The sequence below is a fragment of the Nonomuraea turcica genome (assembly GCF_030718205.1).
Taxonomy (GTDB): domain Bacteria; phylum Actinomycetota; class Actinomycetes; order Streptosporangiales; family Streptosporangiaceae; genus Nonomuraea.
Genome location: NZ_JAUZQF010000005.1, coordinates 1 through 19,545, shown reverse-complemented (window position 1 = coordinate 19,545; position 19,545 = coordinate 1). Strand labels below are relative to the sequence as shown.

The 19,545-nt window shown below is 68.3% G+C and carries 27 protein-coding genes and 1 pseudogene; 16 read left to right on the top strand and 12 right to left on the bottom strand.

Annotated features, from left to right (window positions below):
• Positions 1–323 precede the first annotated feature (323 nt).
• The 3 genes from Q9G87_RS14495 to Q9G87_RS14485 form a co-directional block, all read right to left on the bottom strand.
• Positions 324–1,046, bottom strand: a complete 723-nt coding sequence (locus Q9G87_RS14495; RefSeq protein ID WP_305916848.1) for a VOC family protein — start codon at positions 1,044–1,046, stop codon at positions 324–326.
• Positions 1,047–1,172: 126 nt separating this feature from the next.
• On the bottom strand, positions 1,173–1,631 hold the full coding sequence (locus Q9G87_RS14490; RefSeq protein WP_305917264.1) for an SRPBCC family protein: 459 nt from the start codon (positions 1,629–1,631) through the stop codon (positions 1,173–1,175).
• Positions 1,632–1,720: 89 nt separating this feature from the next.
• Positions 1,721–2,101, bottom strand: coding sequence for a hypothetical protein (locus Q9G87_RS14485; RefSeq protein WP_305916847.1), 381 nt, complete (start codon positions 2,099–2,101; stop codon positions 1,721–1,723).
• A 392-nt stretch (positions 2,102–2,493) separates the two neighbouring features.
• Between Q9G87_RS14485 and Q9G87_RS14480 the strand changes: the two genes are divergently transcribed.
• Both Q9G87_RS14480 and Q9G87_RS60660 read left to right on the top strand, forming a co-directional pair.
• Positions 2,494–3,066 (top strand): ArsR/SmtB family transcription factor, encoded by a 573-nt coding sequence (locus Q9G87_RS14480; protein ID WP_305916846.1) that lies wholly within the window; start codon positions 2,494–2,496, stop codon positions 3,064–3,066.
• Positions 3,067–3,104: 38 nt separating this feature from the next.
• Positions 3,105–3,242, top strand: a pseudogene (locus Q9G87_RS60660) (Tn3 family transposase); the annotation flags it as partial.
• 27 nt (positions 3,243–3,269) lie between these two features.
• On the opposite strand, the gene Q9G87_RS14475 reads toward Q9G87_RS60660, so the two are convergent.
• Both Q9G87_RS14475 and Q9G87_RS14470 read right to left on the bottom strand, forming a co-directional pair.
• A complete protein-coding gene (locus Q9G87_RS14475; RefSeq protein WP_305916845.1) occupies positions 3,270–3,419 on the bottom strand; it encodes a hypothetical protein in 150 nt (49 codons plus the stop codon).
• Between the two features lie 124 nt (positions 3,420–3,543).
• On the bottom strand, positions 3,544–4,857 hold the full coding sequence (locus Q9G87_RS14470) for an RNA-guided endonuclease InsQ/TnpB family protein (RefSeq protein ID WP_305916844.1): 1,314 nt from the start codon (positions 4,855–4,857) through the stop codon (positions 3,544–3,546).
• A gap of 24 nt (positions 4,858–4,881) precedes the next feature.
• Here Q9G87_RS14470 and tnpA point away from each other — a divergent pair, with 24 nt between their 5' ends.
• Complete coding sequence (gene tnpA / locus Q9G87_RS14465) at positions 4,882–5,313, top strand: IS200/IS605 family transposase (RefSeq protein WP_305916843.1); 432 nt, start codon at positions 4,882–4,884, stop codon at positions 5,311–5,313.
• Between the two features lie 53 nt (positions 5,314–5,366).
• Here the strand turns inward: tnpA and Q9G87_RS14460 are convergent, their stop codons facing one another.
• The 3 genes from Q9G87_RS14460 to Q9G87_RS14450 are packed head-to-tail and all read right to left on the bottom strand — an operon-like array spanning position 5,367 to position 7,220.
• Positions 5,367–5,855, bottom strand: coding sequence for a hypothetical protein (locus tag Q9G87_RS14460; protein WP_305916842.1), 489 nt, complete (start codon positions 5,853–5,855; stop codon positions 5,367–5,369).
• The gene (locus tag Q9G87_RS14455) at positions 5,831–6,316 is read right to left on the bottom strand and encodes an FAD-dependent oxidoreductase (protein ID WP_305916841.1); all 486 of its coding nucleotides are present in this window, start codon (positions 6,314–6,316) and stop codon (positions 5,831–5,833) included. The genes Q9G87_RS14460 and Q9G87_RS14455 overlap by 25 nt, the downstream gene beginning before the upstream one ends.
• Positions 6,204–7,220 (bottom strand): SDR family NAD(P)-dependent oxidoreductase, encoded by a 1,017-nt coding sequence (locus Q9G87_RS14450; protein ID WP_305916840.1) that lies wholly within the window; start codon positions 7,218–7,220, stop codon positions 6,204–6,206. Before Q9G87_RS14450 ends, Q9G87_RS14455 begins: the two co-directional genes overlap by 113 nt.
• Positions 7,221–7,456: 236 nt before the next feature.
• On the opposite strand from Q9G87_RS14450, the gene Q9G87_RS14445 reads away from it, so the two are divergent.
• The 3 genes from Q9G87_RS14445 to Q9G87_RS14435 all read left to right on the top strand — a co-directional run bounded on the left by Q9G87_RS14445 (position 7,457) and on the right by Q9G87_RS14435 (position 10,131).
• Positions 7,457–8,389 (top strand): RNA polymerase sigma-70 factor, encoded by a 933-nt coding sequence (locus Q9G87_RS14445; protein ID WP_305916839.1) that lies wholly within the window; start codon positions 7,457–7,459, stop codon positions 8,387–8,389.
• Positions 8,390–8,702: 313 nt separating this feature from the next.
• On the top strand, positions 8,703–9,926 hold the full coding sequence (locus Q9G87_RS14440) for a cytochrome P450 (protein ID WP_305916838.1): 1,224 nt from the start codon (positions 8,703–8,705) through the stop codon (positions 9,924–9,926).
• A gap of 7 nt (positions 9,927–9,933) precedes the next feature.
• On the top strand, positions 9,934–10,131 hold the full coding sequence (locus Q9G87_RS14435) for a ferredoxin (RefSeq protein ID WP_371825773.1): 198 nt from the start codon (positions 9,934–9,936) through the stop codon (positions 10,129–10,131).
• A gap of 103 nt (positions 10,132–10,234) precedes the next feature.
• Here the strand turns inward: Q9G87_RS14435 and Q9G87_RS14430 are convergent, their stop codons facing one another.
• Complete coding sequence (locus Q9G87_RS14430; protein ID WP_305916837.1) at positions 10,235–10,612, bottom strand: helix-turn-helix domain-containing protein; 378 nt, start codon at positions 10,610–10,612, stop codon at positions 10,235–10,237.
• Between the two features lie 131 nt (positions 10,613–10,743).
• Between Q9G87_RS14430 and Q9G87_RS14425 the strand changes: the two genes are divergently transcribed.
• A complete protein-coding gene (locus Q9G87_RS14425; RefSeq protein ID WP_305916836.1) occupies positions 10,744–11,076 on the top strand; it encodes an HIT domain-containing protein in 333 nt (110 codons plus the stop codon).
• Positions 11,077–11,409: 333 nt separating this feature from the next.
• On the top strand, positions 11,410–12,399 hold the full coding sequence (locus Q9G87_RS14420; protein WP_305916835.1) for an NAD(P)-dependent alcohol dehydrogenase: 990 nt from the start codon (positions 11,410–11,412) through the stop codon (positions 12,397–12,399).
• A 17-nt stretch (positions 12,400–12,416) separates the two neighbouring features.
• Here the strand turns inward: Q9G87_RS14420 and Q9G87_RS14415 are convergent, their stop codons facing one another.
• Entirely contained in the window at positions 12,417–12,779 is a 363-nt protein-coding gene (locus Q9G87_RS14415; protein WP_305916834.1) for a DUF1304 domain-containing protein, read from the bottom strand.
• A 240-nt stretch (positions 12,780–13,019) separates the two neighbouring features.
• Positions 13,020–13,325, bottom strand: a complete 306-nt coding sequence (locus Q9G87_RS14410; protein WP_305916833.1) for a hypothetical protein — start codon at positions 13,323–13,325, stop codon at positions 13,020–13,022.
• Positions 13,326–13,390: 65 nt separating this feature from the next.
• On the opposite strand from Q9G87_RS14410, the gene Q9G87_RS14405 reads away from it, so the two are divergent.
• The 5 genes from Q9G87_RS14405 to Q9G87_RS14385 all read left to right on the top strand — a co-directional run bounded on the left by Q9G87_RS14405 (position 13,391) and on the right by Q9G87_RS14385 (position 15,824).
• Positions 13,391–13,534: a hypothetical protein gene (locus Q9G87_RS14405; RefSeq protein WP_305916832.1), complete on the top strand. Its 144-nt coding sequence runs from the start codon at positions 13,391–13,393 to the stop codon at positions 13,532–13,534.
• An 84-nt stretch (positions 13,535–13,618) separates the two neighbouring features.
• Positions 13,619–14,035 (top strand): SgcJ/EcaC family oxidoreductase, encoded by a 417-nt coding sequence (locus Q9G87_RS14400; protein WP_305916831.1) that lies wholly within the window; start codon positions 13,619–13,621, stop codon positions 14,033–14,035.
• 104 nt (positions 14,036–14,139) lie between these two features.
• Complete coding sequence (locus Q9G87_RS14395) at positions 14,140–14,799, top strand: aldehyde dehydrogenase family protein (RefSeq protein WP_371825779.1); 660 nt, start codon at positions 14,140–14,142, stop codon at positions 14,797–14,799.
• Positions 14,800–14,910: 111 nt separating this feature from the next.
• A complete protein-coding gene (locus tag Q9G87_RS14390) occupies positions 14,911–15,360 on the top strand; it encodes an alpha/beta fold hydrolase (RefSeq protein WP_305916830.1) in 450 nt (149 codons plus the stop codon).
• Positions 15,357–15,824 (top strand): cupin domain-containing protein, encoded by a 468-nt coding sequence (locus Q9G87_RS14385; protein ID WP_305916829.1) that lies wholly within the window; start codon positions 15,357–15,359, stop codon positions 15,822–15,824. The genes Q9G87_RS14390 and Q9G87_RS14385 overlap by 4 nt, the downstream gene beginning before the upstream one ends.
• A gap of 26 nt (positions 15,825–15,850) precedes the next feature.
• Here Q9G87_RS14385 and Q9G87_RS14380 read toward each other — a convergent pair whose 3' ends face one another.
• Entirely contained in the window at positions 15,851–16,447 is a 597-nt protein-coding gene (locus tag Q9G87_RS14380) for a TetR/AcrR family transcriptional regulator (RefSeq protein WP_305916828.1), read from the bottom strand.
• A 238-nt stretch (positions 16,448–16,685) separates the two neighbouring features.
• Between Q9G87_RS14380 and Q9G87_RS14375 the strand changes: the two genes are divergently transcribed.
• The 3 genes from Q9G87_RS14375 to Q9G87_RS14365 all read left to right on the top strand — a co-directional run.
• Positions 16,686–17,105, top strand: a complete 420-nt coding sequence (locus tag Q9G87_RS14375; protein WP_305916827.1) for a Dabb family protein — start codon at positions 16,686–16,688, stop codon at positions 17,103–17,105.
• 473 nt (positions 17,106–17,578) lie between these two features.
• Complete coding sequence (locus Q9G87_RS14370) at positions 17,579–18,760, top strand: epoxide hydrolase family protein (protein WP_305916826.1); 1,182 nt, start codon at positions 17,579–17,581, stop codon at positions 18,758–18,760.
• 375 nt (positions 18,761–19,135) lie between these two features.
• Positions 19,136–19,545: ATP-binding protein (locus Q9G87_RS14365; RefSeq protein ID WP_305916825.1), on the top strand; the 410-nt coding region annotated here is incomplete at its 3' end.

The window sequence follows — 19,545 nt, the reverse complement described above, 5'->3', positions numbered from 1 at the left end:
ACCGGCACCGAGGACTAGGTTCGGCGTCGACGCGGGATCGTGTCGACGCCGAATCGTTTGACGAGGCCTTTGCGCCGCTCCCAGCCCGTGGTGGGGGGAACACCGCGACCGCGCTCGTCCATGACCGCGCGCGATGCTTGATCACTGTTGCCGCGGCCATCCGGGCACGGCGATTGCCTTGGCGAGGAGCGTGGGACCGGTACTGGGCAGCGTGAGTCACGAACCGCGGCGCGCGCGGGCCGACCTGGGACGGCCGGCGGCCCGCCGGCATTACACCGGGCCGCGGGGTGGATCGGAGGCGCGCCACCTCTGGTCCGGTCACGCTATCGGGGAGTCAACACGCAGAACTCATTGCCATCGGGATCGGCCATCACGACCCAGCTGACCTCGCCCTGGCCGATGTCGATCCGAGTCGCTCCGAGGGAGATGAGACGGTCGACCTCCGCTTGCTGATCACCGTCGACCGGTGGAGCGAGGTCGAAGTGCAGCCGGTTCTTCCCGGTCTTCGGCGCCACTGGCGGACCGCCCCAGGTGATCTTCGGACCGCCGTGCGGCGAGCGGATCGCGGTCTCTTGGTCCTGGTCCCAGACCAACGGCCAGCCCAGCGCTTCGCTCCAGAAGTAGCCGACTTCCTGCGAACCGTCGCTCGCAAGCGCTCCGATGAATCCGCAGTCGGCGAGGAATTTGTTGCCCGGCTCGATGACGTCGAACTCGTTGCCTTCGGGGTCGGCGAGCACCACGTGACGCTCTTCCGGGAGTTGCCCGACGTCGATGTGCCGCGCACCGAGTCCGAGCGCCCTCTCCACCGTCTGCTGCTGGTCCTCGAGGGACGTGCTCGTCAGATCGAAGTGCATCTGATTCGGGCCGGTCTTCTTCTCCTGGGTCGGAAGAAATCGGAGCCGGAACCCGGTGTCATCGCTCGGCAGGAGCACGATGCCGTCTCGAGAGTCGTCGGCCATCTCCCAGCCCAGGACTCCGGCCCAGAAGCGCGCGAGACCGAGCGGGTCGTTCGCATCGAAGCAGAGCGCGACGAGCTGAGAAGTCATCCCGCATCTCCAATCTGCCTACTCACAGGCCCAGACAGGGCACGTCCTCCTGGCGCATGACGGACGCAACGCTAGCCCGCTCGAGGACTGCGACGCCAACGCTTTATGGGCCCGTCCTGCGCGACCTCAAGTGGCGGTCTCGGTCGTCTCCCTGATGTGCGCGTTACGCAGCAGAATCAGCTTGGTCATGTAACGCCGCAGGACGAGAGCCTCGGCGAGGGTGCCCAATGAGCCAGCGGGCGCGGCGAAGTCGACGATGTCTTTCATAAGGGTGGCCTCGACACCGCTGTCACCGTCGTGTGTGGATTCGAAGGCATGCGCGTGGCGCCAATACCGAAATGGGCCGCTTACTTGTTCGTCGACGAAGTACGAGGGCCGGATGTAGGCGCTGATCGTCGAGGTCAGGCGCCAGGTGAGGCCGAAGTGCCGCGCGCGCCACGTGACGTGATCACCTAGGGAGAGCTGTCCGGAAGTGACCCCTGCGACTGCTTGCTCGCGCGAGCCACGCATGGAGGAGGCGTGCAGCTCGACAGATAAGGACGCGTCGAAGACGACCGGCGGCGGCGCGAGAACCAAGGTGGCCACCTCAAAACGAGACATACGCGGATGTTAGTCATCGTGTGAAAGGCGTCACCGCGCGGGCCGCCAAAGCCACCGCCTGACAGCACGGCGGGTCAGCGCCGCAGGTCGCGCCCAGCAATGTTCAGCCAAAGGTACGGCAGGGGGAGCATCGCCAGCCAGAACAGGTGCGCCTGGTCCCAGTACCCGAACCCGTAGGTCGGCGGCCAGAGCCGGACCTGCTGCGGCAGCAGGATGGTCCCCAGCACCATGGCCGGCTGGACCACCGCCGCGGCCATGGCGGCCTGCCGTCCGGGTGCGAACCGCACGGCGGTGGCCGCGGCCGCCAGCGCGATGCCGAGGCAGACGCCCACCTTGATGATCAGATCGCCGACCGGGAACAGGGTGTCTTCCAGCGCGAGCCGCTGCCGCGCAGAGCGGAGATCAGACGGCGGACGGCCATCGTCCACAGCCAGCCGGCCGGGTTGTCGCCGCAAACGCCGCACGCCGCACGGCCAGAAACGTCTCCTGCAGCGCGTCGTCGACGACGTCCGCGTCGGCGCAGTGGCGGGCCAACCGGGCGCGCAGCCAAGGGGCGTGGCGCCGTTGGAGGATGCGCAGGGCGACGGTGCTCCGCGCGGCGACAGCGGTGACGAGCTCGGCGTCACTGCTTTCCGCGGTGACGTCAGGGCCGCGCGCCGCAGGAAGGGAAACAAGCTCACGGTGTATCTATCGCACGATCCGGACGCGCCGGTTCTCCCACTCAGCTCCTTTCGCGATTTGGACGCACGCACCCTTCGCGGGAACCGGCACTTCACCAATGGCGTTGCCATGCCCGCGTCAGGTGCCTACGCTACTTCGTAATTACGGACTAACGTAGGAGAGTGTGATGAGCGAGGACAGGCTCGCCGAGCTCGAGCGCCGGATCGCCCGCCTGGAGAGTCGGGTCGACGCCGTTGGCCCACCGCGACGCCCTCCGGAGTCGCCGTCTCTCACCGCAGCAGCCACCGGCATGCTCCGCCAGGCGAAGAAGGACGACAAGCTCGGGACGGTGGGTTACGTCGGAGCCGCGCGGGTGGCCGGTGGCGAAAGCCTCTGGGACAGGCAACTCTCTCTCGCGGAGTTGCTGTCGGCCGATTGGGCGCCGGTGGCCGACATCCTGGAGTCCCTGGGCAGCCGGCCGCGGCTGGCGCTGCTCGCCGCACTCGTACGACAGGGCGGGTGCACGAGTGCCGACCTCCAAGAGTCCCTCGGCGCAGACGGCGAGCAGACCACCAGCGGCCAGCTCTATCACCACCTACGCGCGCTGCAGAGCGCCAGGCTGATCACACAACGGCGGCGCGGCGAGTACGAGTTGGCCCCTCAGGCCATGATTCAGGTCCTCACCATCCTCGCCGCGGCGTTCGACCTGGCCAACGACCCCCCGCTCGGCCCACCTACCGATCTCCCCAACCCGGAATGACCAAGCGGGCAACAAGGTGAAGGCAAGATCCGAGGGAAGTGGCGGCCGGCTCCCCTCAGAACACCCTGGCCGCCGCGTTGAAGGAGTGGGGGCGGATGCGCCGCACCATCCACGCCCGCTACCTTTCGGATCCGGTCTATCGACGCACGATCTCAAGGCAGCTCAACAAGGGCGAATCGCTGCACGCGGACCACCCGAGGCGGCTACGCGACCGCCTTCTCGGCGGACGCATCCGGCGCGGCGGCGGCCAGGCGGCGCTTGCGCTTGGGCAGGCCGAAGGTCGGGTGCGAGATGCCCCACAGCGAGATCTTGAGGATGCCCGCCTTGACCCGCGCGGCCTTCCGGCCGCCCACATACGTCGCCTTTGCTTGCCCTTCGTCGTCGACCAGCTGCAGGATCCCGTCCCGGCGCCCCAGGCTGATGTGGTTGCACGATTGACGTGCTCCTCCCTTTGATTGGGGAGGATTCTCATGGCCGCTACGCTGCTGCGCCTTGCGGGGTGGTGCGGGTGGTCCCGCCATGAGGTGCTTGACGCTTCACCGGCCCCAGTGGTGCAGGGCCTCCACATCCGGTGACCGCCTGTCCGGCGGCTGAGTTGTACCGGTACAACTGGGTGCGGGCGGCGTTGACGTCGGCGTTGCCGATCCACCCGCAGGCTGGGTTCTTGCACACGAACCGGGACTGCGTCTCCCTCGACCCCTCGACGATCGTGTGGCAGGCGTGGCATTCCTGGCTGGTGCCCGGTGCTGGGATGTAGACGACCTTGCCGCCTTTGTCGGTGGCCTTGTAGGTGAGGAACTCGGCGGTGCGTCCCCATGCCTGCCCGGCGATGGCGCGGTTGAGGCCGCGTTTTTGGGCGACGTTTCTGCCCGGCTGTTCGGGGGTGCCGGCGGCGCTCGCCATCATGTTCGTGACCTTGAGGTCTTCGAGCACGATGACGCTGAACCGGTCGGTGAGCTCGGCGGTGGTCTGGTGCTGCCAGTCGATGGCCCGGCGCTTGGCTGTCGCGCGCAGGCGGGCGATCTGGTCGTAGGTGTGCTTCAGCCGGTTACTGGTCGGCTGTCCGGGTTTCGCTGCTCGTTTCTGGCGGGCGGCCTTGCGCTCCAGGCGAAGCAGGCGCTGCTGCTCCCCGCTGGTCAGCCACTGGTCACGGTGGAAGATCTTCTCCCCGGTGGCCAGCGCCAACGGCACGGCGATGCCCCGGTCGATCGCGGTGTGCGGTCCCGGATGCGGGGCGGGCACCGGCTCCTCGGTCTGGGTCCGGAAGACGATGTGCCACCCGGTGGCCTCCTTCACCAGCCGCGCTCCGGTGATCTTCCCGTGTGGGCTGCCCTTCGTGAGGCCGGGCAGGTCTTTGGTCCATCGGAAGCGGACCTGGCCGAGTTTGGGGATGGTGACCGCGCCCCACCGCCGGTTGATCCGGGTGATGTTCAGGTCCCGCGCCTGGGGGACGTCCACGGCCATCCGGGAGCGGAATCGGCTCTTGAACGTGGGGCGCCTGGCGGGGTCGGGGTTGAAGTAGTTCGCCCACGCCTGCCGGTAGGTCTTCAGCACGGCTTGCGCTGCTTGGGCGGGCAGGTCGTTGAGCCAGTTGATCTCTTTGCGGGCGGCCCGGATGGCTTCGTCGCATTGGGCGAGGGAGGCGAACCGGCCCTGCCGGAAGGTGAAGAACTCGTGCAGCAGGTTCCACAGCGTGCGCGCGTTGTGCGCCTGGCCGTCCAAGGCGGCGCTCTGCCGCTGGTCCAGCTCCAGGCGGGCGACCTGAGCGCGGTTGCGTTTCTCCCGCTCCACGCGCCTCATTCTATCGTTTGGTGTATGTCACCGCGATGGGAACCGAACCCCGATATCAGAACAGGACGTCACTGCGTCCACGACCTGTCCGCGCATTTGGTGTTTGTCACGAAATATCGGCGGGACGCACTCACCGGCCCGATGCTGGAACGCTGCGAACAGATCATGAAAGAGGTGTGCGAGAAGTTCGACTGCGAACTGACCGACTTCAACGGCGCCGACGACCACGTCCATCTGATCGTGCGCTATCCGCCCAAGGTCGCTCTGTCCTCCCTGGTCAACTCCCTCAAGGGCGTCTCGGCCCGCTACCTCCGCCAGGAATACAGCGTCCACGTCCGCACACACCTGTGGGGCGGCCACTTCTGGTCCCGCTCCTACTACGCGGGCTCGACCGGCAGCACGAGCGAGGCCGCCGTCCGTGCCTTCCTCCAGTCCCAGGACCGGCCCCAGAAATGAGACAAGACCAGACGCGGTCACGCCGGGTTCCCAGAACGCGGGTTGCGACACGCTCAGGCCCTTGGGGCCTTCCCGCGCGGGCCTTCACCTCCCGCCGAAGGCGGGAGGTGAAGGCCCGCACCTCGGTAGACCAGCTTGGTCTTCGCAATCTTGCCGCCGGTGTCGCCGATGGCGTAGGAGCTGTCGCCGGCGGCGTAGACGTTCGGGTGCGAGACCGACCGCATGGTGCCGGGCTGAAGGTCACCGAGAACGGTCAGATCGTCGTCGATCGTTGACCGCGAACCCGGCCGTCCACACGGTTGCGTCGGACGCCAGGGCGGTGCCGTCGGCGCACAGCACCCGCGTCGCTCCGACGGCTTCGACGCTGGTGTGCTCCAGGACGGTGATGCCCAGCCGGTCGCAGGCCTGACGCAGGTGGCTCCGGCGGAGATCCGGGCGCCCAGCTCGCCGCGGGCGGCCAGCGCCACCGACAGGCCGGGGCGGGATTCGGCGATCTCGGTGGCGGTCTCGATGCCCGTCAACCCGTCGCCGACGACCAGCACACTCCCGCCTTCGCCCCCCTGCCCAGGCTGTCCAGGCGCTCGCGCAGGCGCAGTGCCGAGGGTCGGCCGGTGACGTCGAAGGCGTGCTCGGCCACGCCGGGGACGCCGCAGTCGGCGACGTGGCTGCCGAGCGCGTCGAAAAGCGTGTCGTAGCCGAGCTCGGCGCCGCCGCCGCTGTCGGCGTCGGCCACGGCGACGGCGACGACCTGGCGCTCGGGGTCGACGGCGGTGACACGGGCCAGGCGCAGCCGTATCCCCGTGCCCGCGAAGACGTCGGCGAGCTGCCGAGCCTCGATCTCCTGGCCGGTCGCGAGCTGGTGCAGCCGCAGCCGCTCGACGAAGTCCGGCTCAGCGTTGACCACGGTGATCTCGGTCTCCGCCGGGGACAGCCGGCGGGCCAGGTTCTCGGCCACATAGGCCCCGGCATAGCCGGCGCCGAGGACGACGATGCGGTGCTTCACGTGTTGCTCCTGTCGGTTCGCTGGCTCCCGGTGAGCTGACGCGGCCCTGGGTCACCGACTTTCTTGATCGAGATTGCCGTGAGCCTCCGCCGAAAGGTCCTGCCAGTCGGCCCAGGTCTTGAGCCGGTCGGCGTAGACCTGCTGGAGCATCGGGTAGAAGCCCTGCCCGAAGAGCACCCGCAGGGGGCGGGTTGTCGGAGTCGACGATCTTGAGGAGTGCCTGGGCAGCGGCGGCCGGGTCACCGGCGGGCTGCTTTCCCGCGATCCCGGCGATGCGCCGGCGGAGACCGTCGTAGATCGGGTTGGTCTCGGCCAGGTGGCCGTTGGCTAGAGGATCGGGGTTCTTGCCGGATCGGGTGGCGAAGCCGCCCGGCTCGACCACGGTCACCTTGATGCCGAAGTCGGCGACCTCTTGGGCGAGGCTTTCGTTCAGGGCTTCCAGGGCCCACTTGGAGACGTGGTACGCGCCGCCGAGCGGCATGGCGATGAGCCCGGCGGCCGAGGACAGCTGGATGATGTGCCCTGTGCCCTGCGCGCGCAGGTGGGGCAGCGCGGCCTGGATCACCCACACCGCGCCGAAGACGTTGGTCTCCAGCTGGTCACGCAGTTGCTGCTCGGTCAGCTCCTCGATTGCGCCGATCATGGCGTAGCCGGCGTTGTTCACGATGACGTCGAGCCGGCCGAAGTGCTCCTTGGCCCGCTTGACGCTGTCGAAGACGGCGGCCTTGTCGGTCACGTCCAGCTCGAGCGGGAGCACCGCGTCGCCATAGGCGGCGATCAGCTCATCAAAGCTTCCGGTCGTGCGGGCGGTCGCGGCCACCTTGTCGCCGCGGGACAGGGCGGCCTCGACGAAGTTGCGGCCGAGGCCGCGGGACGAACCGGTGACGAACCAGACCTTGCTCATGACGTCTTTCCTTCTTTCTGCGGTGGCGGATTTTCCACGGTGGACACCACTCGTGGGGCCGCGTGCCGTGCGGATGGTTCGCGCGGCATCCTGTCGGCCATGGAGACACCGGCGTCCCAACCCCTGTGACGGTGCGGCTGTGTGACATACGCCACCGGCCGCAGGTGTCACAAAGCGGTGGCGACCGGTGTTTTGTGCGTGTCACACCCTCGAGAACCAACGGGCGGGAGCCAGGCATGAGCGAGCGGACCACGGACCCAGCCGAGCCGTCCGCTCGCGGCGAGGGCATGGACTGCGCCACCGAGACGTTCGTCGCCTACCGCAACCTGCTGTTCACCGTCGCCTATGAGATGCTCGGCTCGGCCACCGACGCCGAAGACGTCCTGCAGGAAACCTGGCTGCGGTGGATGAAGGTCGACGTGGCGCAGGTGAGCGACCAGCGCGCCTACCTGGTGCGGATCACCACCCGGCAGTCGCTCAACCGGCTGCGCACCATGAAGCGCCGCAAGGAGGCCTACGTCGGCCCCTGGCTGCCCGAGCCGCTGCTCACCACGCCGGACGTGGCCGAGGACGTCGAGCTCGCCGAGAGCGTGTCGATGGCGCTCATGCTCGTCCTCGAGACGCTGTCGCCGACCGAGCGCGCCGTCTTCGTGCTGCGCGAAGCCTTCGATGTCAGTTACAACGAGATCGCGGCCGCCGTCGGCAAGAGCCCCGCGGCCGTCCGCCAGATCGCCCACCGCGCCCGGCACCACGTCGAAGCCCGCCGCCCTCGCGAGGCGGTCTCTCCCGGCGAGGCCCGGGCGGTGTTGGAGTCGTTCCAGCGCGCGCTCCAAACCAAGGACCTGCAGGGCCTGCTTGACGTGCTCGCCCCTGAGGTCGTGGTCATCAGCGACGGCGGCGGTGTCAAGCAGGCCGCGCCGCGTCCGATCATCGGCGCCGACAAGGTGGCCCGCTTCATCGTCGGCGGCCTCGGCAAGGCCCAGGTCGCGGTCACCGGTGACCCCACCGTGATCAACGGCAACCCTGCCCTCCTCGTCCGCGTGGACGGCGAGATCGACGGCGTCATCGCGATCCGTGTTGAGGACGCCCGCATCACCGGCCTCTACTACGTCGGCAATCCGAAGAAGCTGACCCACCTCCAAGCCGAAACCCCGCTCACCCTGAGATGAACAGCCCCTGTCGGGTACTTCGACCGCACCCGAAATGCTGCCCGGCTGGTCCGGCACGCTTGGCCAGCGACCTGCGCGCATCGTGCCGCCACCGTTGCGGCGGGACTATTGAGGGCGCCCGAATCACCGGCCCCTACTACGTTCGCAACTCCAACGAACTGACCCGCATCGAATCCGCGACCCCACTCACTCTCGGCGGAAGCCAGACGCGGTGCCTGGTCAGCCGCGGCTGTTCCGCCGCTGGTGTTCACCGCAGAACAAGCCCGAAAAGCCCCGAGCAAACTCAACCAGATCTCTTACTGGGAGGTCATTCATGACGAAGAATGTCGCCGGCGAACTCGCCGGCCTGGAACTGCCGGTCGAGCGGGGCTGCCCGTTCGCCCCGCCCGCCGCCTACGAGCGGCTGCGCGAGCAGGCGCGGATCAACAAGGTGCGCCTGACCAGCGGCGGCGAAGCGTGGTGGGTGTCCGGGCATGAGGAGGCCCGTGCCGTCCTCGCCGACGGCCGCTTCTCCTCCGACAAGCGCAAGGACGGCTTCCCGCTCTTCACCCTCGATGCGGCGACCCTGCAGCAGCTCCGCAGCCAGCCGCCGTTGATGCTCGGCATGGACGGCGCCGAACACTCTGCGGCCCGCCGCCCGGTGATCGGCGAGTTCACCGTGAAGCGGCTGGCCGCGCTACGCCCGCGGATCCAGGACATCGTCGACCACTTCATCGACGACATGCTCGCCACCGACCAGCGGCCGGTCGACCTGGTGCAGGCGCTGTCCCTGCCGGTGCCGTCCCTGGTGATCTGCGAACTGCTCGGCGTCCCCTACACCGACCACGACTTCTTCCAAAGCCGCACCACCATGATGGTGCGCCGGACCTCGCTGGAAGACCGCCGGCGAGCCCTTGCCGAACTGCGCGCCTACATCGGCGACCTGCTCACCCGCAAGGAGTCCGAACCCGGCGACGACCTGTTCAGCCGGCAGATCGCCCGGCAACGCCAGCAGGGCGCCCTCGACCACGCGGGCCTGGTGAGCCTGGCCTTCCTGCTGCTGACCGCCGGACACGAGACCACCGCGAACATGATCTCGCTCGGCGTGGTCGGGCTGCTCACCCACCCGGAGCAACTGGCCCTGATCACGGCCGACCCGGGCAGGACGCCCATGGCCGTGGAGGAACTGCTGCGCTACTTCTCCATCGCCGACGGGGTCACCTCCCGGCTGGCCACCGAGGACGTGCAGATCGGCGGGGTGAGCATCAAGGCCGGCGAGGGCGTCATCGTCTCCGGCCTGTCGGCGAACTGGGACCCGGCGGCGTTCAAGGACCCGGCCGACCTGGATGTCGAGCGCGGGGCCCGCCACCACCTCGCCTTCGGCTTCGGCCCGCACCAGTGCCTTGGCCAGAACCTGGCCCGGATGGAACTACAGATCGTCTTCGACACGCTGTTCCGCCGCATCCCCGCCCTGCGGCCCGCCGTACCGGTCGAGGACTTGTCGTTCAAGACCGACGCCGTCATCTACGGCGTTCACGAACTCCCGGTCACCTGGTGAGCGGGACATGATGCGGATCAAAGCCGACACTGACCTCTGCGTCGGCTCCGGCCAGTGCGTCCTGACCGAACCGGCCGTCTTCGACCAAGACGACGACGGAATCGTGACCCTGCTGACCGACCGCCCCGACAACAAGACCGTGGCACAGGCGCGCGACGCCGTCACCCTGTGCCCGTCCCGAGCCCTGTCCATCCTGCAGGAGTAGGCACAACCCGGGTGGACGACGCGTCTGCGCCAGTGGAGGGCGACCGGTCGCATCGAGCCCGGGCGCTGGCGGCGCTGTAGGTGTCCACCGGCCCCGAGCCGGGTCAGGGAAGCTGCAGGTCCCTGAGCTGCCGGCGGGAGGTGATGCCGAGCTTGCGGAAGATGCTGCGCAGGTGCGCGTCGATCGTGCGCGGGCTCAGGAACAGCTGCGCGCCGACCTCCTTGGAGGTCGCCCCAGTGGCTACCAGGCGTGCCATGCGCAGCTCGTGGGCGGTGAGCTCATCGGCCGCCTGGACGATCCGCTTGCGCGGTTGCTCGCCGGTGGCGCGCAGCTCGTGGGCGGCGCGCGCCACGAACGCCTTCAGGCCCATCTCGGACAGCAGCGTGTGGGCGGTGCGGAGCTGTTCGCTCGCGTCCTTGCGCCGGCGTTCGCGGCGCAGCCACTCGCCATAGACCAGGTGGGCGCGGGCGAGGTCGGGCACCCTCCGGCAGTCGCCGAGCCGCTAGATCGCCTCGCGATACAGCTCCTCAGCGGCCGGGCCGGTGCTCATCAGCGCCCGCGAGCGAGCCTCCAGTCCGAGCGCTTTGCATGCAGGCGAGGCGTGCTGTGATCATGCCGCTCATAAGCTGCACCTTCTGCCGCATCGTCGCCGGCACCGAGCCCTCGCAGACCATCCACGAGGACGAGCACGCCATCGCCTTCCTCAACCTCGCGCAGGCCACCAAGGGGCACACGCTGGTCGTCCCCCGAGCGCACCACCGAGACCTCGGGGAGATCCCGGTGGAGACGGCGGCGCACGTCATGCGGACGGCGGTTGAGGTGTCCCGGCGGCTCGCCGGCGCGCTCGGCTCCTGGCGTGAATCTCTGGCACGCCAGCAGCGAGACGGCCTGGCAGAGCGTCTTCCACTTTCACCTCCACGTGGTGCCGCGCTTCGAGCCCACTGACCTCACGCCGCCGTGGACGGAGGTCGAGCACCCGGTCGAGTCCCTCGCGGAGTTGGCCAAGGAGATGAGGGCCTGAGGCTGACGCCGCATCCACCTACTTGCCTTAACGACCTTCAAGCGGCTGACCAGCTAGTTCGCTTGAGCTACCCCAGATAACGATGGCATGGCGATCCGCCGGATGCCTCTTGATCTGCGGAGACGCCTTCCGGCCGGCGACCGATGTTAAGAATCGTTGACACGATGTCTGCTGTGCTTTACGTTAGACCGTGTTAAAGGTTCTTTACATGGAGCGATCCGGCGCCCACCGCACCTCCACTCGAGAAGGGACACCCCATGAGAGCAGTGACTTACTACAAGTACGGCGCCCCCGACGTTCTGGGCATCGAAGAGGTCCAAACCCCCGCCCCCGGCGACAAGGACGTGCTGGTGAGAATTCACGCCGCCCTGGTGACCGCGACGGACGCCATCTTCCGCGTAGGTAGCCCGTTCTTCGCGCGGATGTTCACCGGTCCCATCAAGCCGAAGGCCAAGACGCTGGGCGGCGAGTTCGCCGGCGAGGTCGTGGCGGTCGGCAAGGACGTGACCTGCTTCAGCGTGGGCGATCAGGTTTTCGGGGACACCGGTCCGGCATTGGGCGCCCACGCCGAGTATGTGTGCGTGCCCGAGGATGGAGCACTGGCCGTCATGCCGGCCGGCCTGGACTACGCTCAGGCCGTCGCCGTCCTGGACGGCGTACTGACCGCCCTGCCGTTCCTCCGGGACAACGCGCATCTGCGCGAGGGGCAGGAGATCCTCATCAACGGCGCCGCCGGCGGCGTGGGTGCGGCGGCGGTGCGACTTGCCAAAAAACACTTTGGGGCGCGGGTCACCGGAGTGTGCAGCACCGCCAAGCTGGAGCTGGTGAAATCGCTGGGCGCCGACGAAGTCGTCGACTACACCAAAGAGGACTTCACCCGCGCCGGCCGCACCTATGACGTGGTCTTCGACGCCGCCGGCAAGAGCTCGTTCTCGCGGAGCAGGCGCGTGCTGAACAGTGGCGGCGTCTACCTGTCGACCGTCCCCTCCCCGGGGATTCTCCTGCAGTCGTTCTGGACGCGGAAGTTCGGTGACAAGCGGGCGGTCATCGCCTTCACCGGCCTGCGTCCCACCACTGACAAGGCCGAAGACCTGCGCTTCCTCACTCAGATCACCGAAGCAGGGCAAATGAGGCCGGCCATCGACGGGCGCTATCCGCTGGCAGAGGCCGCCGAGGCGCACCGGCGCGTCGATTCCGGCCGCAGGCAGGGCAGCGTCCTGATCATCATGGAGCACAACGGCAACTGACCGAGGTCCGGAAGGCTTCAGCGGGTCAGCAGAACCAGGGCCAGGCCGATCAGCGCGGGAACCGTCTGCACGAACAAGATCTTCCTGCTGGCCGTGGCGGCCCCATAGAGGCCGGCCACACCGACGCAGACCAAGAAGAAGATCTTCGCCTGGAACCCGACCGGGTCGTCGGCGATCAGACCCCACGTCAACCCTGCTGCGAGGAAGCCGTTGTAGAGGCCTTGGTTCGCGGCCAGCGTCTTGGTCTGCTCGGCGAAATCCCGGTCCGTTCCGAAGGCCTTCAGCGCTCGAGGCGTCGTCCAGAGCAACATCTCCAACACCAGGATGTAGGCGTGCAGGAGCGCCACCGCCGCCACCACGACATCCGCAAGCACCTTCACGGCGGGCTCTCCTCAATAGCTCGTGCCCGAGAATGGAAGCATAGAGTCACACCAAAGTGAGCGCGGGCCGGCCCCTCGCGCGAAGGGAACGCGACCCGGCTCGCACTCTGACTCACACGGTGAGAAGGCCCCAATAGGCCGCCCAGGGAATAAAGATCACTCCGCCTGTCAGGAGAAGGCCGAGCCGGATCCCGCCGCCAGACTCGCGCCAGCGGGCGGCGAGTGCTGCTCCCGCGGCGATCACCCGACCGTCAGCACCTGCAAGAGCAGCCAGAGCGGCGGCCTGCCGAACAAGGTGCCGCTCACGCCGGTGGCGCCGCTCGCGACGATCCAGAACAGGTACGCCAGGGTGCCGAGCACGGTTGCCAGTCCGCCGAGAGCCATTGGCCCGGCCAGCGGGCGGACTGACAGCGGCATGCGGCGGAAGAACCCGCTCACGAGGTAGCCGGCGAACGCGACGCACCCGCCCCCCGAACGACCAGCCAGGAGCCCCACCATGACCACGCTCGAACGCACCCTCGCCAAGGCCCTCACGGAGATCGTCATCAGGCTTGATCTCAGCGACGACGACGCCATCGCGCCCGAGGCCAGCAATGGAGGTGCTCCAGCCGGTGATCGCTCTCCTGCAAGACCTCCCCGGGCAGGACTGGCAAGCCCTCGCCGAGCTGATCAACCAGTTCGCTCAGGAGGAAACCACCCCTGAGCGGCAGCTGACGGCCTGGGAAGCGCCCGAAACCCTGGGCCTCCTCGCCTGAGAGCATGACCGCACACCAAGACCCCGCCCGGCACAGTCGACGCTCTTGACCTCAAGCAACCCCAAGGTTCTATCGTCCATCGTTATGAGCACAACGAACATTGCTGACCAGACGAGCCAGACCGACATCGAAGCGATCAAGCAGGTAGTGGCCGCGGTTGAGCACTCCCAGAACAACGAACTCCCTGACGAATTCGTTGCGCTGTTCCGCGCTGACGCGATCTGGACGGCGGGCGGCGGCAAGCGCCTCTTCGGCCGTGATGCGATCTCGACGTTCGCGCATCAGGTGCTTCCCGGAGGAATGCAGGGTGCGACGGTCACGTTCGAGGTCGAACACGTTCTGTTCATCCGTCCCGACGTCGCAGCTGTGAAGGTGCGCCAGGTCTATCGGAACCCCGACGGGACGGAGGAGGTGGGCACGCCACTGTTCGTCATGGCAAAGGAGGACGGGCAGTGGCGCCTGACCGCCTGCCAGAACACCAGCGTGCTCACCAGCGACTGACCGCATTCGACGGCGACACACCTCCAGCGACAAGACGCTCGCCAAGCCGCCAGCCCGCACACGGCTGACAGGCCTTCAAGCCTCTGACCAGCTAGTTCGCTTGAATACCCCAGATAACTGTCGTCTCAGCGGGCCGCGCCGAGGCAGAAGCCGCGGTCGCTGCCGCACGCACCGCGTTCGACACCACCGACTGGCCCCGCAACGCGTCGCTGCGAGCCCGGGCACTCAACGAACTGGCCGACCGGCTCGCCGAACGCGTCCCCGCCATGGGCCGTGCTCTGGCCCAGGAGAACGGCAAGCTGCTCCAGCAGACGACCTGGGAGGTGTCGCTCTCCGTCGATTGGCTGCGTTACAGCGCCGCCTCCGCGCTCACCCAGATCGCGGGCCGGGCCGGTGAGCCCCAGCCGGGCGTCCACTTTCACTCGACCCCCGAGGCGATGGGGGTCGCCGGCATCATCGCACCGTGGAACTCCCCGGTGATCCTGCTGGTCCGTGACCTCGGGCCGGCGATCGGCGCCGGCTGCACGGCGGTGGTGAAGCCGCCCGGGCAGACCGGGCTGACCAACGCTCTGTTCGCCGAGGCCGTCGCCGCCACCACGTACCTCAAGCACCTCGCCCACCGGCACAGCGACGAGATCGGCCTCCTGCTGGTCGACAAGTTCGTCTCCTTCGACATCACCGACGACCCGGACCCCAGATCGCCGAACTGCACCGGCGTCGTTACGAAGAGGACCCGGCCCTCGCCAAGCTCGTGTCCAACCTGAACTCCTGCACCGGCAGCAGCGCCCCCGGGCCGCATGCCAAGTGACGGCTGAGCCACGGCCGGTGACCGTACCGCAGACAAGCCATGTCCGAGGGTCGTGGAAGGGCCGTCTGTGGCGGGGCCACTCGCCACAGATGGTCTGCACCGGCTCGGCATCACCGGCGAGGTGCGCCTGGTCGGGCACGACATCGGCGGCGTGGTCGCCTTCGCCTACGCCCGCCGCCATCCGCAGGAGGTCGCACGGCTGGCCCTGGTGGAGCAGGCTCTGCCCGGATTCGGGCTGGAAGGCGCCCATGAACGCCGCCACAGGCGGCTCCTTCCACTTCGGCCTGGACGGACCAACCAGGCATGGGCCGAGAGCGGGGCCGGCCTGCCGATGCCGGTGCCGGCCGTCGGTGGCGAGCACGACGTGGGCACCCGGCCGGCCAAGGCCCTGCGCCCGATTCGCACCACACCTGTCGGCGGCGGTCATCAAGGACAGCGGGCACTTCGTCCCCGACGAACGCCCCGAAGCCTTCACCCAGCGACTGATCGCTTTCCTGACCTGAGGGAGACACCATGAGCATTCCGTACCTGGCCCAGCCCGAACAGCAACAGAAGCTGGAATGGCTGGACGGGAGCACCTTCTCCGTCCTGCTTGACGCCGCCACCACCGGCGGGCAACTCGCCGTCGGGCGGTTCGACGCCCCCAAGGGCGAGGCTCCGCCGTTCCACATGCACACCCGGGAAGACGAAGTCTTCATGCTGATCAAAGGCGCCGCTCTGCTCTGGGTCGGCGAGGAGGAGCTGGAGCTGTCCGAGGGCGGCATCGTCTACCTGCCCCGCAACATCCCGCACGGCTACCGCATCACCTCCGACCGCGCCGACCTGCTGCTGATCGCCACACCTGCCGGCATCGAGGACATGTTCCGGCAAGCCGGACGCGACCTGTCCACCCCGAGACCCGAGGGCTTCGAGATCTCCAAGGACGTACTGGCCGCCGCGGCCGACGCCCACGGCCAGATCGTCATCGGCCCGCCCCGATAAGCACCATGAAGGCAACCGGGTCATCGTCACCCGCTCCCTGGCCCGCGAGATGGGCCGCTCTCCGACGCCGCTGCGCCTGGCAGTCTGGCCTGTGCGCCATGGAGGATGAAGTCGGCCACCCGCTCGAGGAAGTCGTCGTCCAGCGGGTGGCCGAGCATGAGCCAGTGGAAGTAGAGCGGCCCGGAGATCATCTCCAGCAGGAAGTCCGGGTCGGTGTCGGCAGGTAGCTCGCCGCGTTCGATGGCGCGCTCGAAGAGAGCTCCTGAGACCTTGAATCGGGCCGGCCAGAACCTGTCGAGGAGTTCGTACAGGTCGGCATTCGCGGCAGTGCGCGGGCCGGCTTCGCGCTGCAGCGCGACGACCCAGGGGACGCTGAGGCCGAGCCGGATTTCTTTGAGCAGCTCGATGAGATCCCCGCGCAGGCTGCCGGTGTCGGCGGGCGGGGCCAACTGGCCACGGCGCTCTATGAGGGCTGCGGACACCAGGCCGACCTTGTTGCCCCAGCGGCGGTAGATCGTCGTCTTGTTGACACCCGCGCGCTCGGCCACCGCATCGACGCGCAGCGCGGCGTAGCCGACCTCGCTCAACTCCGCGATGGTGGCATCGATGACGGCTTCGCGCACGCGCGCCGTCCGGCCGCCCGGCCGAACTGTGGCGGCGTCGGCGTACAGAGGCTGAACGTCTTGCGGCGGTTGTCCTGGCACACGGCCAGGTTAGAGCGGCGCCACTCCTAGATACAACTTCTGGGTGCGTTAAGCGGGGAATTAAGGCAACAGGTGGTTGTGTTAAGAGGATAGTTGAGCCTACAGTCCCTAAGAGCAACAAGTCATTGCATCAAGGTTCGTTCGGAGGAGAACCGCCATGATCTACCACCAGGTCCGCATCGCCATGAAGCCCAACGCTCCCGAAGACCAGGTTCAGCACGCGCTCGACCTGATGCGCAAGCTCGGCGACATCGACGCCGTCGAGTTCTTCGCGGTCGGCCGTGACTTCGGCGGCGAGTTCCACTACGGCGCCATGTACGCGCTCAAGGACATCGACGCCTACCGCACATACATGTACGACCCGCTGCACCGCCAGATCGACGCGATCGGTCTGCCGCTCGCGGCCAACATGGTCTCCCTGGACCTCACCGACGACCCCGACCCCGAGATCGGCGACAAGATCGCCCAGGTGCACAGCGACCGGTTCACCGACCACCCCGAAATCCTCGATCTGGTCGAGAACCTCGACTCGTACGAGGGCAGCGGCGTCCCCGGCGACGACTCCAAGCCCGCATGAGGCGGCGCCGCCGGGAGGCGGCCGCCACCGCCTTCGCCATGCTCCCTCCCTCATCACCTCGATGCCCCGGATGACCTCGTCTTCATGACCACCCAGCCCAGGCGCACGCTGTTGCTCGGTACGCCGGCCGGCCGCGGACGACGAGCTACTCAGCCCGCCCTGGAGGCCGGTCGCAGCCCGGAGACTCACCTGCCCTCGGAGCCGAGCCGGCGCAGAAAGCCTCGGTAGTCCGCTCCGCAGGCCGCGCCGGCGCCGCGTGCCGATTCGCGCACGGCGGGCGCGTGTAAGCAGGCGTAGCGTCCGGATGAGTGAGGGCGGGGGATGGCCGCGGGCCGGCACCGACGAAAGCCCGCCGCTGTCGCTCACCGGACGGGACGCGTGAACGCGGTTGCCGTTGATCCGCGGCTGCGCGAGACCGCGGCTGAAGAGAGGGCGACTAACGCCGGCACACGCACCACACCAAGGAGAACTCCATGCCGAGCAACACACCCATGATCACGGTCAGTGACGAAGAACTGAACGAGCTCCGCGCTAGGTTGACGGCCACGCGATGGCCCGAGCCCTGGCCTGTGAACGGCTGGGAGGCCGGCACCGACACCGCGGAACTCCGCCGCCTCGTCGCGTACTGGGCCTCCGGCTACGACTGGCGCGCCCACGAATCCGCCATCAACGCCCTCCCGTCACATCTCGCGGACCTCGACGGAACACCGGTGCACTACCTTCGCTTCGACGGCGAGCACCCGGACGCGCTGCCGATCATCCTCACGCACGGCTGGCCCAGCTCCTTCCTCGAACTCATCCCCCTCGCCGACCGGTTGGCCACCCCATCCCGGTACGGAGGAGCAGCCGAGGACGCCTTCACCGTGATCGTTCCCTCTCTGCCCGGATTCGCTTTCTCGCCCCAGCGGCCCACGCTCATGGATGCGCAGCAGACACACGACCTCTGGCACCGGCTGATGCGCGACGAACTCGGCTTCGAGCGGTACGCGGCGCACGGTGGGGACCTGGGCGCCGGCGTCACCTCACGGCTCGCAGAGGCCCACCCTGAGGCGCTGGTCGGCATCCACCTGCTGGCCGTGGCAGCACCGGCCGACTACGACCCGGACGGCCTCACCCCGCAGGAGCAGGCCCACCTCGCCTCCGTGGCGGCCTGGGAGTCACAGGAAGGCGGATACCAGCATCAGCAGAACACCCGCCCCCTCACCCTGGCCCACGGCCTGGCCGACTCTCCCGCCGGCCTGCTCGCCTGGATCGTCGAGAAGTACCGTGCGTGGAGCGACAGCGGAGGCGACCTGTCCTCGCGCTTCAGCGACGACTTCATCCTGACCCAGGCCTCCCTCTACTGGTTCACCGGCACGATCTCGACGTCCTTCAGGCCCTACTACGAGTACGCCCACGGCCTGACCAGACGTGTGGAGCGGGTGAGGGTGCCCACAGCCGTCGCCCTGTTCCCCGCAGACCTGAGCCGGCCCCCACGGAGCTGGGCCGAGCGCACCTACAACATCACGCGCTACACGCCCATGCCCCGGGGTGGACACTTCGCCGCCCACGAAGAACCCGACCTGTTGGCCCACGACGTCATCGAGTTCTTCCGCGCCCACCGTCCCGCTCCGTCTTCAGCCCCGGTCGTTTTCCGGGAGAGAGAGGCTCCATGACGCCGGCGAGGCAGCCTGGACCGGGCGTCCGATCGCAGCCGGGCCCATGCCCGCCGCGGCGCGACACACGCGCGTTTCACGCCCTGAGAGGGCGTGTCGCTGGTCGCCAAGCACGCGACGATGACCCGCTTGCCGCCGGAGGCCGCGCCGAGTGCGTCATTCAGGCGGGGATCAACGCACATTGCCGGTCGGCTGGGGTGGGCTCCGGAATGCCGGTTCACCGACAATCCGACCGGCGCGTCCGAGATTTCGGACCGGCACTCAACAGCGATATCGACCGGTGCTCGGAGAGCGATTAGGGATATGTCATCGGGGAGTAGCAATAAGTCGGCTTTGCTGGGATCGCGCCTGCAAGCAGCGCGCGAGAGGGTGTTCGTGGGCCGGGAGGAAGAGCTCGCGGTTTTCGACGCGGCGTTGTACGGCGGCGGCTGCAGCGTTCTGTACGTGCACGGTCCCGGCGGCATCGGCAAGTCGGCTTTGCTGCGGCGGTTCGCGCACGAGGCCGCGCTGGCCGGGCGGCCGGTGTCCACGGTCGACGGGCGCACGCTGGAGCCGTCGCCGGCGGCGTTCGAGGCCGAGGCCGGGCTGGTGCTTCGTGATGCGGACGCGGTGCTGGTGGTCGACGGCTTCGAACGCATTCAGGGCTTGGAGGGGTGGCTGCGCGAGCGGTTCCTGCCGCGGGTGCCCATGGGGGCGCTGGTGGTGATCGCGGGGCGATACCCGCCGGATATGCGCTGGCAGGCGGATCCGGGATGGGCGGGGGCGCTGAAGGTGTTGCCGCTGCG

Bases quoted from the DNA above. Each gene is read 5' to 3' on its own strand.
- tnpA (WP_305916843.1), top strand. From the start codon at position 4,882: ATGTCACCGCGATGGGAACCGAACCCCGATATCAGAACAGGACGTCAC.
- Q9G87_RS14445 (WP_305916839.1), top strand. From the start codon at position 7,457: ATGAGCGAGCGGACCACGGACCCAGCCGAGCCGTCCGCTCGCGGCGAG.
- Q9G87_RS14480 (WP_305916846.1), top strand. From the start codon at position 2,494: ATGAGCGAGGACAGGCTCGCCGAGCTCGAGCGCCGGATCGCCCGCCTG.
- Q9G87_RS14425 (WP_305916836.1), top strand. From the start codon at position 10,744: ATGCCGCTCATAAGCTGCACCTTCTGCCGCATCGTCGCCGGCACCGAG.
- Q9G87_RS14440 (WP_305916838.1), top strand. From the start codon at position 8,703: ATGACGAAGAATGTCGCCGGCGAACTCGCCGGCCTGGAACTGCCGGTC.
- Q9G87_RS14375 (WP_305916827.1), top strand. From the start codon at position 16,686: ATGATCTACCACCAGGTCCGCATCGCCATGAAGCCCAACGCTCCCGAA.
- Q9G87_RS14400 (WP_305916831.1), top strand. From the start codon at position 13,619: ATGAGCACAACGAACATTGCTGACCAGACGAGCCAGACCGACATCGAA.
- Q9G87_RS14450 (WP_305916840.1), bottom strand. From the start codon at position 7,220: ATGAGCAAGGTCTGGTTCGTCACCGGTTCGTCCCGCGGCCTCGGCCGC.
- Q9G87_RS14420 (WP_305916835.1), top strand. From the start codon at position 11,410: ATGAGAGCAGTGACTTACTACAAGTACGGCGCCCCCGACGTTCTGGGC.
- Q9G87_RS14370 (WP_305916826.1), top strand. From the start codon at position 17,579: ATGCCGAGCAACACACCCATGATCACGGTCAGTGACGAAGAACTGAAC.
- Q9G87_RS14410 (WP_305916833.1), bottom strand. From the start codon at position 13,325: ATGACGATCTCCGTGAGGGCCTTGGCGAGGGTGCGTTCGAGCGTGGTC.
- Q9G87_RS14385 (WP_305916829.1), top strand. From the start codon at position 15,357: ATGAGCATTCCGTACCTGGCCCAGCCCGAACAGCAACAGAAGCTGGAA.
- Q9G87_RS14495 (WP_305916848.1), bottom strand. From the start codon at position 1,046: ATGACTTCTCAGCTCGTCGCGCTCTGCTTCGATGCGAACGACCCGCTC.
- Q9G87_RS14435 (WP_371825773.1), top strand. From the start codon at position 9,934: ATGATGCGGATCAAAGCCGACACTGACCTCTGCGTCGGCTCCGGCCAG.